The sequence below is a fragment of the Cupriavidus sp. SS-3 genome (assembly GCF_035818815.1).
Taxonomy (GTDB): Bacteria; Pseudomonadota; Gammaproteobacteria; order Burkholderiales; family Burkholderiaceae; genus Cupriavidus; species Cupriavidus taiwanensis_C.
Map to the genome: position 1 here is coordinate 96,620 of NZ_JAYLVT010000012.1, position 15,685 is coordinate 112,304.

16 protein-coding genes and 1 tRNA gene are annotated in these 15,685 nt (G+C 64.0%); 5 read left to right on the forward strand and 12 right to left on the reverse strand.

Annotation, left to right across the window (positions count from 1 at the left end):
* The first annotated feature begins 28 nt into the window (after positions 1-28).
* Positions 29-1,063 carry a Zn-dependent oxidoreductase gene (locus U9J39_RS19180; RefSeq protein WP_115711067.1) on the forward strand — a complete coding sequence of 345 codons (1,035 nt, stop codon included), beginning with the start codon at positions 29-31 and terminating at the stop codon, positions 1,061-1,063.
* A gap of 1 nt (position 1,064) precedes the next feature.
* Positions 1,065-2,018 carry a sugar kinase gene (locus tag U9J39_RS19185; protein WP_116313176.1) on the forward strand — a complete coding sequence of 318 codons (954 nt, stop codon included), beginning with the start codon at positions 1,065-1,067 and terminating at the stop codon, positions 2,016-2,018.
* A 58-nt stretch (positions 2,019-2,076) separates the two neighbouring features.
* Here the strand turns inward: U9J39_RS19185 and U9J39_RS19190 are convergent, their stop codons facing one another.
* The 3 genes from U9J39_RS19190 to U9J39_RS19200 form a co-directional block, all read right to left on the reverse strand.
* Entirely contained in the window at positions 2,077-3,081 is a 1,005-nt protein-coding gene (locus tag U9J39_RS19190; RefSeq protein WP_116313177.1) for a Bug family tripartite tricarboxylate transporter substrate binding protein, read from the reverse strand.
* Positions 3,082-3,096: 15 nt separating this feature from the next.
* The gene (locus U9J39_RS19195) at positions 3,097-4,518 is read right to left on the reverse strand and encodes an amidase family protein (protein ID WP_326347792.1); all 1,422 of its coding nucleotides are present in this window, start codon (positions 4,516-4,518) and stop codon (positions 3,097-3,099) included.
* A 108-nt stretch (positions 4,519-4,626) separates the two neighbouring features.
* The gene (locus tag U9J39_RS19200; protein WP_240987694.1) at positions 4,627-5,361 is read right to left on the reverse strand and encodes a FadR/GntR family transcriptional regulator; all 735 of its coding nucleotides are present in this window, start codon (positions 5,359-5,361) and stop codon (positions 4,627-4,629) included.
* A gap of 304 nt (positions 5,362-5,665) precedes the next feature.
* On the opposite strand from U9J39_RS19200, the gene U9J39_RS19205 reads away from it, so the two are divergent.
* A complete protein-coding gene (locus U9J39_RS19205) occupies positions 5,666-5,986 on the forward strand; it encodes a 2TM domain-containing protein (protein WP_111521372.1) in 321 nt (106 codons plus the stop codon).
* Between the two features lie 37 nt (positions 5,987-6,023).
* On the opposite strand, the gene U9J39_RS19210 is transcribed toward U9J39_RS19205, so the two are convergent.
* Both U9J39_RS19210 and U9J39_RS19215 read right to left on the reverse strand, forming a co-directional pair.
* Positions 6,024-6,785 (reverse strand): LytR/AlgR family response regulator transcription factor, encoded by a 762-nt coding sequence (locus U9J39_RS19210; protein WP_115711077.1) that lies wholly within the window; start codon positions 6,783-6,785, stop codon positions 6,024-6,026.
* A gap of 14 nt (positions 6,786-6,799) precedes the next feature.
* Complete coding sequence (locus U9J39_RS19215; RefSeq protein WP_115711079.1) at positions 6,800-7,714, reverse strand: sensor histidine kinase; 915 nt, start codon at positions 7,712-7,714, stop codon at positions 6,800-6,802.
* A 322-nt stretch (positions 7,715-8,036) separates the two neighbouring features.
* Between U9J39_RS19215 and U9J39_RS19220 the strand changes: the two genes are divergently transcribed.
* Complete coding sequence (locus U9J39_RS19220) at positions 8,037-9,872, forward strand: DEAD/DEAH box helicase (RefSeq protein ID WP_326347794.1); 1,836 nt, start codon at positions 8,037-8,039, stop codon at positions 9,870-9,872.
* Positions 9,873-9,933: 61 nt separating this feature from the next.
* On the opposite strand, the gene U9J39_RS19225 is transcribed toward U9J39_RS19220, so the two are convergent.
* From U9J39_RS19225 to petA, 6 genes are all read right to left on the reverse strand, one after another.
* A tRNA-Thr gene (locus tag U9J39_RS19225) sits at positions 9,934-10,009 on the reverse strand.
* 51 nt (positions 10,010-10,060) lie between these two features.
* A complete protein-coding gene (locus U9J39_RS19230) occupies positions 10,061-10,549 on the reverse strand; it encodes a ClpXP protease specificity-enhancing factor (RefSeq protein WP_111521356.1) in 489 nt (162 codons plus the stop codon).
* A 58-nt stretch (positions 10,550-10,607) separates the two neighbouring features.
* A complete protein-coding gene (locus U9J39_RS19235; protein WP_010812311.1) occupies positions 10,608-11,219 on the reverse strand; it encodes a glutathione S-transferase N-terminal domain-containing protein in 612 nt (203 codons plus the stop codon).
* A 214-nt stretch (positions 11,220-11,433) separates the two neighbouring features.
* Positions 11,434-12,177 carry a cytochrome c1 gene (locus U9J39_RS19240; protein WP_012354072.1) on the reverse strand — a complete coding sequence of 248 codons (744 nt, stop codon included), beginning with the start codon at positions 12,175-12,177 and terminating at the stop codon, positions 11,434-11,436.
* A gap of 36 nt (positions 12,178-12,213) precedes the next feature.
* Positions 12,214-13,617, reverse strand: coding sequence for a cytochrome b (locus U9J39_RS19245; protein ID WP_115711082.1), 1,404 nt, complete (start codon positions 13,615-13,617; stop codon positions 12,214-12,216).
* 2 nt (positions 13,618-13,619) lie between these two features.
* Entirely contained in the window at positions 13,620-14,237 is a 618-nt protein-coding gene (gene petA / locus U9J39_RS19250) for a ubiquinol-cytochrome c reductase iron-sulfur subunit (RefSeq protein WP_018004948.1), read from the reverse strand.
* Between the two features lie 214 nt (positions 14,238-14,451).
* Between petA and mscL the strand changes: the two genes are divergently transcribed.
* On the forward strand, positions 14,452-14,877 hold the full coding sequence (gene mscL / locus U9J39_RS19255) for a large conductance mechanosensitive channel protein MscL (RefSeq protein ID WP_111521354.1): 426 nt from the start codon (positions 14,452-14,454) through the stop codon (positions 14,875-14,877).
* A 56-nt stretch (positions 14,878-14,933) separates the two neighbouring features.
* On the opposite strand, the gene U9J39_RS19260 is transcribed toward mscL, so the two are convergent.
* The gene (locus U9J39_RS19260) at positions 14,934-15,680 is read right to left on the reverse strand and encodes a Nif3-like dinuclear metal center hexameric protein (RefSeq protein ID WP_115681294.1); all 747 of its coding nucleotides are present in this window, start codon (positions 15,678-15,680) and stop codon (positions 14,934-14,936) included.
* Positions 15,681-15,685 lie beyond the last annotated feature (5 nt).

Genomic DNA, 15,685 nt, shown 5'->3' on the forward strand with positions numbered 1-15,685 from the left:
CATCAGTTGACCGGAACAAGGAGCAAGCATGTTGAGCATCGTCGTCGAGCAACCGCATCGCATGGCCGTGCGCGAGCGGCCCAACCCATGCCCTGCCGAAGGCGAGGTGCGCGTGCGCGTCCGCCTCGCCGGCATCTGCGGTTCGGACCTGCACATCTTCCATGGCAAGAATCCGTTCGCGACGTATCCGCGCGTGATCGGTCATGAGTTCGTCGGTCATATCGATGCGGTCGGCGCTGGCGTCGGCAACAACCGCATCGGCGAGCGGGTGGTGGTGGATCCGGTGGTCAGTTGCGGCCAGTGCCATGCCTGCCGCATCGGTCGGCACAATGTCTGCCAGCGGCTCCAGGTGATCGGCGTGCACCGCGATGGCGGCTTCAGCCAGTTCGCATGCGTGCCGGCACGTAACGCCTACACGGTACCCGACAGCATGCCCACCGCCAGTGCCGCGGTGATCGAGCCGTTTGCCGTGGCGGCCAACGCCACCCACCGCACCGGCGTGCTGCCCTCCGACGTAGCGCTGATCTACGGTGCCGGGCCGGTCGGCCTTAACCTGCTGCAGGTGTTGAAGCGCGTATATGGCGTCCGCACCTTCATCACCGACCATGTCGATGAACGGCTGGCCCTGGCGCGCGGCTGCGGCGCGGAAGAGGACGAAATCATTAACACCGCGCGCGAGCCGCTTGCCCGCGCCCTCGAACTGCGCGGCGTGGCGGGGGGGCCGACACTGATCTACGACGCGGTCTGCCATCCCGCCATCCTCGAGGAAGCCGTGGCCCTGGTCGCGCCGGCGGGCCGCATCGGCGTGCTTGGGTTTTCCGCCACGCCGTCGGCCGTGCCGCAGCAGGCGCTGACCAGCAAGGAACTGACCTTGTACGCCTCGCGCCTGAACTGCGCGATGTTTCCCACGGTGATCGACTGGATCACGCGGGGGTTGGTAGATCCGGGCCGGATCGTCACACACCAGATCAACTTCCGCGACGTGGCCGGCGCCTTCGACCTCGCCGAAAGCCACCCGCGTGCCTGCTGCAAGGTGCTGCTCGACCTGGGCGAGGACGCCTGAGATGCGGGCGACCTTCGACATCGTCGCGCTCGGCGAGCCCATGGTGGAGTTCAATCACGCCGGCCCGCGCGATTCGCGCACCTATGTGCAGGGCTTTGGCGGCGATACCTCCAACGCCATCATCGCCGCGGCACGCCAGGGGGCGCGGTGCGCCTACCTGACCAGGCTGGGCGACGATGAATTCGGCCGCATGTGCCTGTACCTGTTGCGCACCGAGCGCGTCGACACCAGCGCCGTCGTCATCGACGCTTCGGCACCTACCGGCCTCTACTTCGTCCATCACGGGCCTGAAGGCCACGCCTTCACCTATCGGCGCGCGGGTTCCGCCGCGAGCCGGCTGCAGCCCTCGGACCTGCCGGTCGCAATGATTGAAAGGGCCACGTGGTTCCATGTCTCGGGAATCAGCCAGGCCATCAGCAACTCCGCCGCGCGTACCGTGCGCGAGGCCGTCCGCATTGCGCGCCAGGCTGGCACCAAGGTGTCCTACGACCCCAACCTGCGGCTGGCGCTCTGGACCCTGGAGCGCGCCCGGGAAGTGATCGTCGCCACTCTTCCCCTGTGCGACCTGTTCCTGCCAAGCCTTGACGACGTGCGTCTGCTTGCAGGCATCGACGATCCCGCCGGCATCGTGGCGTGGTGCCACCGGATGGGCGCACGGCAGGTGGTGCTAAAGCTGGGCAAACAGGGCTGCCTGGTATCCGACGGCGTGCAGCTGACCGTCGTGGCGCCGTACCGCGTCGACGCGGTCGATGCCACCGGTGCAGGCGATTGCTTCGACGGGACTTATCTCGCGCGTCTGGTGGCCGGCGATGACCCTGTGTCCGCCGCGCGATGGGCCGGCGTGGCGGCGGCGCTGGCCACCACGGGCTACGGCGCCGTGGCACCGCTGCCGCGGGGGCAAGCGGTCCGGCGTGCGCTGTCAGGGCAAGACCGGGCAGCCAGCCCGGCTGCCTGAGCGGCTGCCTGAGCGGCTGCGGCTGCGCCTGCTGCCTGCCACATGCCGTGCGCGCCGATCAATCCCCCTTGAAGCCAGACGCCTTGATCACCGGCGTCCAGCGTGCGGACAGTGCGCCGGCATACCTGGCGACTTCTTCGGTGGTGCCGCCGGGCAGGATGTCATAGCCGGCGCGCGCCAGCTTGTCGCGCACGTCCGGCATTGCTAGGACCTTGCGCACGGCCTGATACCACTGCGTCGCCACCTCGGGCGGCGTGCCGGCGCGGACATAGAGCAGGTAGCGCGACGAGGTCACGAGGTTGGGAAAGCCGGATTCCGCAAAGGTCGGCACATCGGGCAAGGCATCGGCACGCTTTTCGCCTGCCACGGCTAGCACGCGCAGCTTGCCGCCGCGATGCAGTTCGGTAAAGGTGGTGATGGCGTCCATGCCTGCCGCGATCTGGTTGCCCATCATTTCCGTCGCCATCGCCGCGCCACCGCGATATGGCACCAGCGTGCTGCCGGTGCGGGACTGGCTGACAAACTCGACGGCAAGGAAGTGCAGCAGGGTGCCGACCGTGCTGATGCCGATCGCATACTCGGCCGGTCTGGCCCGGGCGGCCTTGACGAAGTCCGCCAGCGTCCTGATCGAAGAGCTGGCGCTGACCGCTATGCCGAACTGGACGCCGGTCACATCGGTGATCGCCGTGAAATCGGTGGCGGGGTTGAAACGCATATTGCTGTAGATCAGCGGCCCGATGAACATCGGATCGACCGGTGCGAGCAGAACGGTGTTGCCGTCGGCGGGCGCGTTCTTCAGGAATTCCGCCGCCACGCGCGTGCCGGCACCGGGGCGGTTTTCAACGATGACAGTACGGCCCATGGCGTCTCTCAGCTTCTCGGACAGCAGGCGGCCCATGTAGTCGGCCGGCCCGCCCGGCGGAAACGGCACGATGATGCGCGATACGGTCTGCCCCCATGCGGCCCTGGAAAGCAAGCCACCGGTGCAAAGTGCTGCAGCGGTGGCCGCCAGCATGGCGCGGCGGGAAAGCTGTGGGGCGTAAGCACGACTGCGATCGTTCATGGCAAGCTCCTGGGTCTAGATGCCGGGTTGCACGTCGGTGAAAGGGGTAAAGCGCGCCGCGTGTTCCACTATCTCGCCGGCGTGCAGCAACAGGTCCTCCCGGTAGCGCCATGCCATCAGCTGCACGCCGACGGGCACGCCACCGGCCATGCCTGTCGGCACGGACAGTCCCGGCATGCCCAGCATCGCCGTTGCCAGCAGTGGGCTCTGGGCGTCGAGCAAGGCCCGGCTTTCTTCGGGCGTGCGGATATCCGCGTCCTGCACGCTGGGGCGCTGCCACGACACCGGCATCAACACCAGCGGATACGTTTGCATGAACATCGACCAGTTTCGGGCGATCGCCTGGCGCCGTGCCAGCGCATCGAGAAAGCCATCGCGATCGGTTTGCTGCATCCCGTCCAGCATATTGCGCTGGCTTTGCCGCATCGCTGCATCGCCATGCTGGTCCACACCTGCGATGATGTTGCGGCGGCTGTCGTCGACCGTAAGCGTGCGCCACAGCGCCGCCGCTTCCAGGAAGTCGGGCAGGCGGGCTTCCTCGACGGCGTAGCCCGCTTGCTGCAGCCAGTGCGCGGCACGGTCCAGCGCTGCGCTGACCGCGGGATCGATGGGGATGCCCGGACAGCGGCTGAACAACGCCACGCGGATCGGCCCTTGTGGGAGCGGCAATTCCAGCGGCACCGGCACCCAGGCAGGGTCGCGCGCGTCGTATCGGGCCATGGCGTGGTAGCCGAGCCGCAGGTCGGCAATGCTGCGCGCAAGCGGGCCCTGCACGGACATCAGTTGTGGCGTGATGCTGCGCTCGGCGGTGGCCGACGGGTTGTACGCCGGCACCCGCCCTGCCGTTGGCCGCAGGCCGTGCACGCCGCAGGCATAGGCCGGATAGCGAATCGAGCCACCGATGTCATTGCCATGCGCCAGCGCCCCCATGCCGGCGGCGACGGCGGACGCGGCCCCGCCGCTGGAGCCACCCGGGGTGATATCCGCATTCCACGGGTTCAGCGTGCGCCCATGCAGGCCGTTTTCCGTAAACCACCGCGATGAATAGGTTGCCGTATTGCTGCGCCCGACGATGATGGCCCCGGCACTGCGCCAGTTCGCCACCACGGGTGCGTCCTCGCGCGCGACGTTGTGCTTCAGCGGAATCACGCCATTGGTGGTGGCATGGCCGGCCTGGTCGACATTGATCTTGATCGTGACTGGCACGCCATGGAGCGGCCCCAGTTCGGCGCCCTCGGCCACCTTTCGGTCAGCGGCATCGGCACTGGCCAGCGCCTCTTCCGCCAGCACTTCCGGCAGCGCGTTGAGTCTTGGGTTAAGGGCTTCGATGCGCTCCAGCACGCTGGACGTGACCTCGCGGCAGGAGATCTCGCGCCGCCGCACGGCATCGGCAATGTCGACAGCGCTCCAGCGCCAAAGCGATTCAACAGGTTTCACGTCAGGGCTCCCAGGATTCAGGCAATAGGAATCCCACCCGCCGTGTCGGCTGCGACGCTGGCGGTCGGGTGTGCAGAAAAAGGGGGGGGACGCTGGCGCGTCAGGGAATCAGTCGCCCGGGCTCATCAGCAAGCTCCCGCGATCCACCCGGGATTCGGCTTCCAGGGCCAGCGCTTCCGCATGCGCCATGTGCTCTTGCATCAGGGCACGCGCACGTTCCGGGTCGCGCGACCGGAAGGCTTCGATCAGCGCGCTGTGGCTGTGGAAGATCTCTTCATCGAAGTCGCCGAAATCGTCTTGCGCGTTTCGTACCACGATGACACGGCGGATGATGTCATTGAGCAGGCGGCAGAATAGCGCCAGCATCGGACTGCTGCAGGCGTCGGCGAGGCGATCGTGAAACAGCAGGTCGGCCTCGCGCCGCTCGTTCCAGTCCGCGCTGCCGCCATGTTCCGGGTGGCTCAATCCGACCAGGGCTTCGAGATCGTCGATGTCGGCATCGGTCAGGCGCAAGGCGGCGTTGGCGGCCAGTTCCGGTTCCACCGCGCGGCGCAGCGCATAGAGCGTGACAATGTCGACGGACTGGAAGTACAGGAAGTTGGAAACCGCCTCCAGGCATCGCTCATACGGCGGCTGCGTCAGCGTGGCGCCGCCGTTCGGCCCCGTACTGACCTTGACCAGCCCCTGCGCTTGCAACGAGGCAAGCGCCTCGCGCACCGTGCCGCGCGCCACGCCCATCTGTTCGATCAGGGCCGCTTCCTGCGGCAGCTTGTTTCCGACCTTCTGGTGCGTCTGCACGATCCAGCGCTTGATATCGCTGACCACCTGGTCCGAACGCTTCACGCGTTTGCTGCCCTCTATCTGTGGCGCAGGCTTGGAACTCATGGTTGCCTATTTATGATCATAATTATCATGATTATGAGCGACGAGTCAGCTTTTCCTATGCGGGTATTCCCCGGCAGCAGGCGGGGAGGGCTGGACCCAAGCACAGGAAGTCGGGGCAAGGCAGGGCCAAAGCGGCCGACATTCACGCAGTCCGCGTGCCCGATTACGAACGAAATCCGTCGATTCAGCCCATGGGCCTGGAACGGCGCCTGGCGGTGGCCTATACCTGTCGCATCCAACCTTCCTGACGACGAGGTATCCGATGCACCACGCCTTCCCTCCGAACGACCCCAATGCCATGGCCTACTGGCGCGCGCGCCGCATGGTGCGCGCCCTGCGCGGCTGGTATATCCACCTGCTGGTCTACGCCGTGGTCAATGCGTGGTTGTGGTTCCGCTTCTTCTACTTCCCGTCGCCGCCCTGGTCGCATTACGCCACCACCGGCTGGCCCTGGCCGCTGACCACCACGCTGGCCTGGGGCCTGGGGCTGGCCTTGCACGGCTTGCTGGTCTGGAGCCGGCTGTCGCGCCGCGGCCGAGACTGGGAACAGCGCAAGATCCAGGAATTCATGGATCGGCACTAGCCGGCCCTGTGGCCGGCGCCCCACGACACCGGCCGGCTTACATCTGCCGGAACCGATGCATGTAGGCGCGCGACACCGGCAGTTCGGCATCGCTGGCGCGCATCCTGACAAAGAGCCGGCCCGACTCGTCGCGCCGCGTGCCGGCCACGTATTCCATATTGACGATGGACGAGCGGTGGATCTGCCAGAACACCTCCGGGTCCAGGCCGGCCATCAGTTCCGCCAGCGGCGTGCGGATCAGGTGCTCGCCATCCCGGGTATGCACCACCACATACTTGTCGTCGCTCTGGAAGTACATCACCTCCTGGATCGGCACGTGGCTGGTGGTATTGCCGCGGCTGGCCCGGACCCACCGCAGTTGGCCGCCACCTTCCGCGCGCGGCTGGGCGCGTGTCAGCTGGTTCAGCAGCTGCGCCAGTTCGGGCAGGGGCGCCGCCTCCTGCAACGCCTTGCGCAAGCGCTCGATGGTGCGGCCGAGCCGTTCCTCGCTGACCGGCTTGACCAGATAGTCCACCGCCGCGCGCTCGAACGCATCGAGCGCAAATTCGTCATAGGCCGTGACGAACACCAGCCGCGTATCGGATTCGATGCCCTGCGCCACTTCCAGCCCGGACAGGCCGGGCATCTTGATATCGAGGAAGGCCACGCTCGGCGACAACCGTGCAATGGCGTCGGCGGCCTCGATGCCGTTGATCGCCTCGGCAACGATCTGCAACTCCGGCCACAGGCGCTGCAGCTTGCCACGCAGGTACGCACGCAGGTGCTCTTCGTCATCGGCAATCAGGGCGGTTGGCGTCATCGGGCGTCTCCGGTTCAGGATGCAGTCGGCAGCGGGAGATCGATCAGTACGGCAGTGCCGGGCGAGCGCTCTTCAATCCTGACGTGCGCGTCGCCGTCATACAGCACTGCCAGCCGTTCGCGCAGGTTCGACAGCCCAACGCCTGCACCAGCCGATGGCCGAAAACCCATGCCATCGTCCTCGATCGTCGCCAGCATGCGCGCGCCGCGCCGCTCCAGCCGGACCAGCAGCCGCCCGCCTTCGATCTTCGGCTCCAGGCCATGCTTGATCGCATTCTCGACCACCGGCTGCAGCAACATCGGCGCCAGCGGCATCGGTTCGAGTTGCGGGTCGACATCGACCGTGTAATGCAGCCGCTCACCCATGCGAATGCGGATCAGCGCCAGATAGTCGCGCAGCAGCTTCGCCTCCTGCGCCACCGTGCCTTGCGTCGCGCGGCTGGCGGCAAGCGACGCGCGCAGGTAGGCGATGAAATGCTCCAGCATCATCGTCGCCTTCTGCGGCGCGGGCTCGATCAGGCTGACCACGTTGGCCAGCGTGTTGAACAGGAAGTGCGGCTCGATCTGCGCCTGCAGCAGCTTCATGCGCGCCTCGACCAACTGCTTCTCCGTCGACAGCGTGCGCACCTGTTCCTGCGCCATGTATTCGGCAATCTTGCGCTCTTCCCACCGCCGCCCCAGCAGGCCCACACGTCCCCAGGTCATGATCCCGTGCACTGCCAGGCCGATCCCCCACCCCATCAGCGGACCACCGGCCCAGGGCCGATGCGACGATCCCATCAGATGGAAGCCGATCAGCATCGCGTTCACCACCACGTAGACCAGGGCGTGCAGATAGAAGAAGCGCAACGCGCGCACGCGGTGGCGGGCTTCTTCATAGGCACGTTGCTCGGGGGCTGCGCGCCAGAGGCGGTAGTGGGGGAAAGGCACGGGTGGGTGGTTGGGGCGGCGATTGGGCGCAGGTTACCACTGGCTTCAGCGTTCTGACATGACGGTGCCGCAAACCGACAGGTTGACGGTGTGAATCGACGGAGAACAGGTGCCGATGGCCGGCCGTCTTGCTACCCCGCTAGGCGGGTCCGTCGATACAAAGCCAAGAGCGAATCACCAAATTTGCCGAAATGACCACTGCCCTGGTTTTGTGCATACAATGGCCGCATAACAAGCCTGCCTGACCGCCGTCGCACTGGGTCCGCGACAACAAGCGGCGGCCAGCGCAGTTCCTAACGGGCAATAAGAAGAGCAACAAGACATGGCCACGCTGATTCCCGCGCTGAGTTCGGTCACTTCACGCATGACCAGTGGAGAGAGACGCTTCGCCGAGCGTCTGGAGACCAAGCTGGAGGACGATTACCTGTGTTGGTATGACGTCGCCATCGGCGAGAAGACCAGACATCCCGATTTCATCGTCTTCCATCCGAGCCGCGGCTTACTGGTGCTGGAGGTCAAGGACTGGCGGCTGGATACCATCCGGGAGATCGACAAGCGCGGGGTCGCGCTGCTGACGGATCGTGGCCTGGTACGAGAGTCGAATCCACTCGAGCAGGCCAGGCAGTACATGTTCTATGTTACCGACCTGCTGCAGCGCGATCCACTTCTGGTCTGGCCCAGCGGTTCACTGAAGGGCAAACCCTTTTTCCCGTACGGCTGCGGCGCCGTGCTCTCCAACATCACGCGAGCCCAGTTCGACAAGACCAACCTCGGCGACGTCCTGCCACCGCATTTGGTGATCTGCCAGGATGAAATGTACGAGACGGTCGATGCAGAGCGCTTCCAGCAGCGCTTGTGGGAAATGTTCCCGGTCAAGTTCACCTTCAAGCTTTCTCTGCCGCAAATCGAACGGATCCGCTGGCACCTGTTCCCGCAAATCCGCATGCCGGAACAGCGCACGCTGTTTCCCGAAAACGCTGCCGCGCCGCTGGAAATGCCCGACATACTGCGCGTCATGGATCTCCAGCAGGAGCAACTCGCGCGCAGTCTCGGCGAGGGGCACCGGGTCATTCATGGTGTCGCCGGCTCCGGCAAGACCATGATTCTTGGCTACCGGGCTGAACATTTGGCCAAAATTGTCACCCGGCCTGTCCTCGTGCTCTGTTACAACAAGACCCTGGCGGCCAATCTGGCTGCGACCATGGCCGAAAAAGGCATCGAAGGGAAGATCCACGTCTACAACTTCCACGCTTGGTGCGCCCGGCAGCTCGAAACCTACAACATTGACCGGCCAAAGGGACGCCCAAGCGATGCGCTGTTTGAGGAAATGGTGAATCGGGTTATCCAAGGCGTAGACCGCAAGGCCATCCCGGCAGGCCAGTACGACGCGGTATTGATCGACGAAGGCCATGACTTCAGGCCGGAGTGGTTCAAGCTCGTCGTCCAGATGGTCAATCCGGAGAGCAATTCGCTGCTGGTGCTGTATGACGATGCCCAGTCCATTTACGGCGGCGCTACGAAGCGGGGGATGACCTTCGCCAGCGTAGGCATTCAGGCGCGCGGGCGCACCACCGTTCTTAAGCTTAACTATCGCAATACCCAGGAAATATTGGCCGTTGCGCGCAGTTTTGCGGACGACTTGCTGCGGCCGACAGAGGCTGCGGAAGACGAAGCACCAACGGTTCAGCCGGTCGGCGCTGGCCGGCGCGGGCACAAGCCGCTGTTGATCGAATTGCCAACTGTCGAGGCCGAAGCGGAACGCATTGCACAGATTCTGGCTGACGAAAATCGGGCCGGCACGCCGTGGTCAGACATGGCGGTGCTCTATCGTCATCGCGACACTGAAAGCCACGTCGTCGACGCGCTGACCCGCAAAGGTATTCCTTTCGATTCTCCACAGGTCAGCAACAAGCGATTTAAGCCCGGCGCGGACAGCGTCAAGGTCATCACCATGCATAGCAGCAAGGGACTAGAGTTTCCGCTGGTGTGTATTCCGGCCATCGGCATGCCGCATAAGCATGACGAGGCGGAAGTAGATGAGGCGCGACTGATGTACGTCGCCATGACGCGGGCTACCCGACAACTGGTACTGACCCATGGCGCAACGTCCCGGTTTTCGGGGAAGCTCCGGGCTGCCGTGGCCCTGTTGTCCTCGTGACAACGCTCGGACACCGCCAAAGCAAAACGGGCTACGCAATGCGTAGCCCGTCTTTCAATTCTGGTGCCGGCTGCAGGACTCGAACCCGCCACCTGATGATTACAAATCAACTGCTCTACCTGATGAGCTAAGCCGGCATATTGATGCAGACCGCGATTCTACTGCATTGCGGTCGGCTTTGGGATGGCTTACTTCACCACTTTCAGTGCGGGCTTCTTGCCGCCGATGCGGGGCACCGGGGGCGGCGTGTCGTCGTCGCCCGGGCCGGTGTCGCTGGTGGTTGCCGGGGTCTCGGCTTCGACCGGGGCGAGCTTGGGCGGCGGGTTGTTTTCACGCTCGGTGGCGGCCTGGGTTTCCGGCACGCTGCGTTCGACCGGGAAGGCCATGCCCTGTCCGTTCTCTCGGGCGTAGATCGCCAGCACGTTCTCGACGGGCACGTCGATCTTGCGCGAGACACCGCCGAAGCGTGCGCTGAAGGTGATCCACTCGTTGCCCATGTCCAGGCCGCTGGTGGCGTCGAAGCTGACGTTCAGCACGATCTCGTTGTTCTTGACGAACTCGCGCGGCACGTTGGTGTTGGCGTCGACGAAGACGGCGATGTACGGCGTGAAGCCGTTGTCCGTGCACCATTCGTAGATGGCGCGGATCAGGTAGGGCTTGGTGGAGGTTTCAGGCATTGTGCTTCCAATGGCGCCGGCAATGGCCCGAGGGCGGTTGCCGTCGGGCCGGTGCCGGTTAGCGGCGCATCACCTTTTCGGACGGGGTCAGCGCTTCGATGTACGCGGGACGGCTGAAAATGCGTTCAGCATACTTCAGCAGCGGCGCGGCGTTCTTCGACAGCTCGATGCCGTAGTGGTCCAGGCGCCACAGCAGCGGGGCGATGGCGACGTCGAGCATCGAGAACTCTTCGCCCAGCATGTACTTGTTCTTGACGAAGATCGGCGCCAGCTGCGTCAGCCGGTCGCGGATCGCGGCGCGGGCGCGTTCGTGGTTCTTTTCCGCGGCCTTGCCCTTTTCGTTCTCCAGCGTGTAGACGTGGGTGAACAGTTCCTTTTCGAAGTTGAACAGGAACAGGCGGGCGCGGGCGCGCTGCACCGGGTCGGCCGGCATCAGCTGCGGGTGCGGGAAGCGCTCGTCGATGTATTCGTTGATGATGTTCGACTCATACAGGATGAGGTCGCGCTCGACCAGGATGGGCACCTGGCCGTACGGGTTCATCACCGAAATATCTTCGGGCTTGTTGAACAGGTCGACGTCGCGGATTTCAAAATCCATGCCTTTTTCGAACAGGACAAGGCGGCAACGTTGGGAAAACGGGCAAGTCGTACCCGAATACAACACCATCATGGTTGGATTCCTTGGGCTTAGCCGGAGCTGGGTCGGACAGTAAGGTCTGCCATTCTGCCAAAGTCGGCTAGCGAAAAGCAAATAAGTGGCAAATGCGGCGCTTTTTCTCGGACTTCTAACTGCTGCAAGTTAGAAAGGCCAGGGGCGGCGCTGCTTTCGCAGCAACCGCCCCTGGCCTGTCTGGATCAGGGCCTGAAGCAGACCCTGGCACAACTTACTTCACATCTTTCCAGTACGCCGCGTTCAGGCGCCAGGCGAACACGGTGAACACGCCCAGGAACAGCAGCACCCAGACGCCCAGGCGCTTGCGGTGGTTCTGCGCAGGCTCGGCCATCCAGTCGAGGAAGCTGACGAGGTCGGCGGTCATCTGGTCGTACTCGACCTTGCTCAGCTTGCCCGGGCTCAGTTGCTCGAAGCCGGCGAACTTGTGCACCTTCTCGCCATGCTCTTCCACTTCAGTGAACTTGGCGGCGCGCTGGCCCTGCAGTTCCCACAGCACGTGCGGCATGCCGACGCTCGGGAACACCAGGTTGTTCCAGCCGGTGGCGCGGCTGTCGTCGCGGTAGAACGTGCGCAGGTAGGTGTAGAGCCAGTCGTCGCCACGGGCGCGCGCGATCACCGACAGGTCCGGCGGCTGCGCGCCGAAGAACGCCTTGGCTTCCTTCGGCTGCATGGCGATGTTCATGGTCTCGCCCACCTTGTCCGCGGTGAACAGCAGGTTCTCGCGGATCTGGTCGTCGGTCAGGCCGATGTCCTTGAGCCGGTTGTAGCGCATCATCGATGCGCCGTGGCAGTTCAGGCAGTAGTTGACGAACACCTTGGCGCCGCGCTGCAGCGACGACAGGTCGGCGGTGTTCACCGGCGCCGGCTCGAGGGGGAAGCCCCCCTCGGATGCCATGGCGGGCGCGCCGGCAATGCAGGCGCCGGCCAGCGCGAGGATCGAAAGCAGCTTTTTCATCTTGTGTCCTTGTGCTCTTGTCGGGGTTCGCTTCGCTCAGTGCGGGTGGAACGTGACACGCTCCGGGACCGGCTTGAACTCGCCGACACGGCTCCACAGCGGCATGGTCAGGAAGAAGGCGAAGTACAGCAGCGTACCCAGCTGCGACACCTTCTCACCAACCGGCGACGGCGGTTGCACGCCGAGATAGCCGAGCACCAGGAACACCACCACGAAGACGATCAGGATGGTCTTGTGGAAAGCGGGACGATAGCGGATGGACTTGACCGGCGAGCAGTCGAGCCACGGCAGGAAGAACAGGATCACCACCGAGCCGCCCATCACCAGCACGCCCCAGAACTTGGCGTCGATGAAGTAGAAGCCCACGGCCAGGATCACCGCGACGGCGACGGCACCGATCTTCACGCGCGCATCCTTGCTGCGCAGGAACAACATGCCGAGCAGCAGCGCGAAGAACACCCACAGGATCGGCAGGAAGTTCGACGTGGTGGCGCGCAGCATCGAGTAGTACGGCGTGAAGTACCAGACCGGCGCGATATGCGGCGGGGTCTTCAGCGGATCGGCCGGGAAGAAGTTGTTATGTTCCAGGAAATAGCCGCCCACTTCCGGGAAGAAGAAGATCACGGCCGAGAACAGGATCAGGAATCCGGCCACGCCCAGGGTGTCATGCACCGAGTAGTACGGGTGGAACGGGATGCCGTCCAGGGGGACGCCATTCTCATCCTTCTTGGCCTTGATCTCGACGCCGTCCGGGTTGTTCGAACCCACTTCGTGCAGCGCAATGATGTGGGCAATGACCAGGGCCAGCAGCACCAGCGGCACGGCGATGACGTGGAACGAGAAGAAGCGGTTCAGCGTGGCATCGCTCACCACGTAGTCGCCGCGGATGAACAGCGACAGGTCCTGGCCGATCACGGGGATCGCCGAGAACAGGTTCACGATCACCTGGGCACCCCAGTACGACATCTGGCCCCACGGCAGCAGGTAGCCCATGAAGGCTTCGGCCATCAGGCACAGGAAGATCAGGCAGCCGAAGATCCAGACCAGCTCGCGCGGCTTGCGGTACGAACCGTACAGCAGCCCGCGGAACATATGCAGGTAGACCACGACAAAGAAGGCCGAGGCGCCGGTCGAGTGCATGTAGCGCACCAGCCAGCCCCAGGGGACTTCGCGCATGATGTATTCCACGCTGGCGAAGGCCACGGGAATGCCGGCGGCATTCAGCGTGGCGTCCGGCTTGTAGTTCATCACCAGGAAGATGCCGGTGACGATCTGGATCACCAGCACCAGCAGCGCCAGCGAACCGAAGAAGTACCAGAAGTTGAAGTTCTTCGGCGCGTAGTAGCGGGACAGGTGGTCTTCCCACAGCTGGGTCGCGGGAAAGCGGGCGTCGATCCAGCCCAGCAGGCCGGTCGTCTTGACTTGTTTTTCGGCCGCCATGATCAGGCTTCTCCTTTCTCGTCCTTGCCGATCACGATCTTGCTTTCGGACAGGAACTGGTAGGGGGGAACATCGAGATTCTGCGGAGCCGGCTTGTTCTTGAAGACGCGCCCGGCCAGATCGAAGGTCGATCCGTGGCAGGGGCAGAGGAAACCGGGATCAGTGCCGAGCTGAGGATTGGCACCCGGGGCGAAGGGGCCCGAGGGGGAACAGCCGAGATGGGAACAGATGCCCACTACCACCAGTACGTCCTTGTGTTCCGGACGCGAACGGGTTTCGTTCTTGCAGTACTCGGGCGTCTGCATGGTGAACGGGATATCGGAATTGGGATCGGCCACTTCGCCGTCCGTCTTCTTCAGCGACGCCAGTTGCTCCTCCGTGCGCCGCATGATCCAGACCGGTTTGCCGCGCCACTCGACGGTCATCATCTCGCCCGGCTTCAGGGCGCCGATATCCGCCTCGACTGGGGCACCCGCGGCCTTGGCCTTCTCCGATGGTGCAAAGGTACTGACGAAAGGAACCGCTACCGCTACGCCTCCGACGCCGCCAGCGACGGATGTCGCGATCAACCAATTGCGGCGACCTTTATCCACGCTCTTCACGTCTTGCTGGTCACTCATTCCAAACCCCAGGGGAAGTCAATTTAGATTTTGCGTCAACCATAAAGTGTACCTTAGACACCTGCGCACTAGATAGGCAGAAAATGCCACGGCCTCGCGCGATTATCGGACATGCATCCCGGAAATCCGCCTGCGTGCTTGATTTCCGGTGAGTGATGCGGCAGGCTTCCAGCTTGTAACCGTTCACCCATCGCCACAAGAAGGAGAACCCCCCATGGGCATGATCTCGGAATTCAGAACCTTCGCCGTACGCGGCAACGTCATCGACCTGGCTGTCGGTGTGATCATTGGCGCGGCGTTCGGCAAGATCGTGGATTCGGTGGTCAACGACCTGATCATGCCGTTGGTAGGACGTGTGGTGGGCAAGCTGGATTTCTCCAGCATGTTCATTGTTCTGGCCGATCCCCCTCCCGGGACCCCGCTCACGCTCGATGCCCTGAAGAAGGCCGGCGTACCGGTGTTTGCCTATGGCAATTTCCTGACCATCGTTGTCAATTTCATCATCCTCGCCTTCATCATCTTCCTGATGGTGCGCGCCTTCAACCGGATGCGCGCGGCAGAACCGGCGCCGCCGCCCGCTGCCCCGCCCGAGGAAGTGGCGCTGCTGCGTGAAATCCGTGACAGCCTGAAGGCCCGCTGATTTCGAAGCCAGAACGATAAAACGGCCCCGCTGGGGCCGTTTTGTTTTTTGTCAGATCAGACCGGATTCGGAATATCGATAAAGGTATGGCGCAGGCCGAAGCGTTCGGCCACATGCTGGCCCAGCGAGCGGATGCCATAGCGCTCGGTCGCGTGATGGCCCGCCGCCAGATACGCCACGCCGCTCTCGCGCGCCAGGTGCGTGGTCTGTTCCGAGACTTCGCCGCTCAGATAGGCGTCGACGCCGGCGGCCACCGCGGCATCGAAATACCCTTGCGCCCCACCCGTGCACCAGCCAACGGTGCGGATCATCTGCTCCGGCGCGCCGATCGCCAGCGGTTCCCGCCCCAGCACGCCGCCGACATGCGCAGCCAGCGCGGCAAGCGGCATCGGCGCGGGTAGCGTGCCGGTCCAGCCCAGCTGGTCGTCACTGAAGCGGCCGGTGGGCGTGAAACCGAGCTGCAGGCCAAGTTGCGCGTTATTGCCGAATTCCGGGTGATTATCCAGCGGCAGGTGGTAGGCGAACAGATTGATATCGGCGCCGAGTAGGCGCTTCAGGCGCGCATGCTTCTGCCCCACCACGCGCGCATCCTCGTTTTTCCAGAAATAGCCGTGGTGCACGAGGATGGCGTCGGCGCCCGCCTCGACCGCGGCATCGACCAGCGCCAGGCTTGCCGTCACCCCGGTCACCACGTGTGTGATCTCCGAGCGACCTTGCACTTGCAGCCCATTGGGACAATAGTCCTTGTAGCGGGAAACTTCCAACAGGTCGTTCAAGTACAATTCAAGCTCTTTTGTTTTCATTTTCT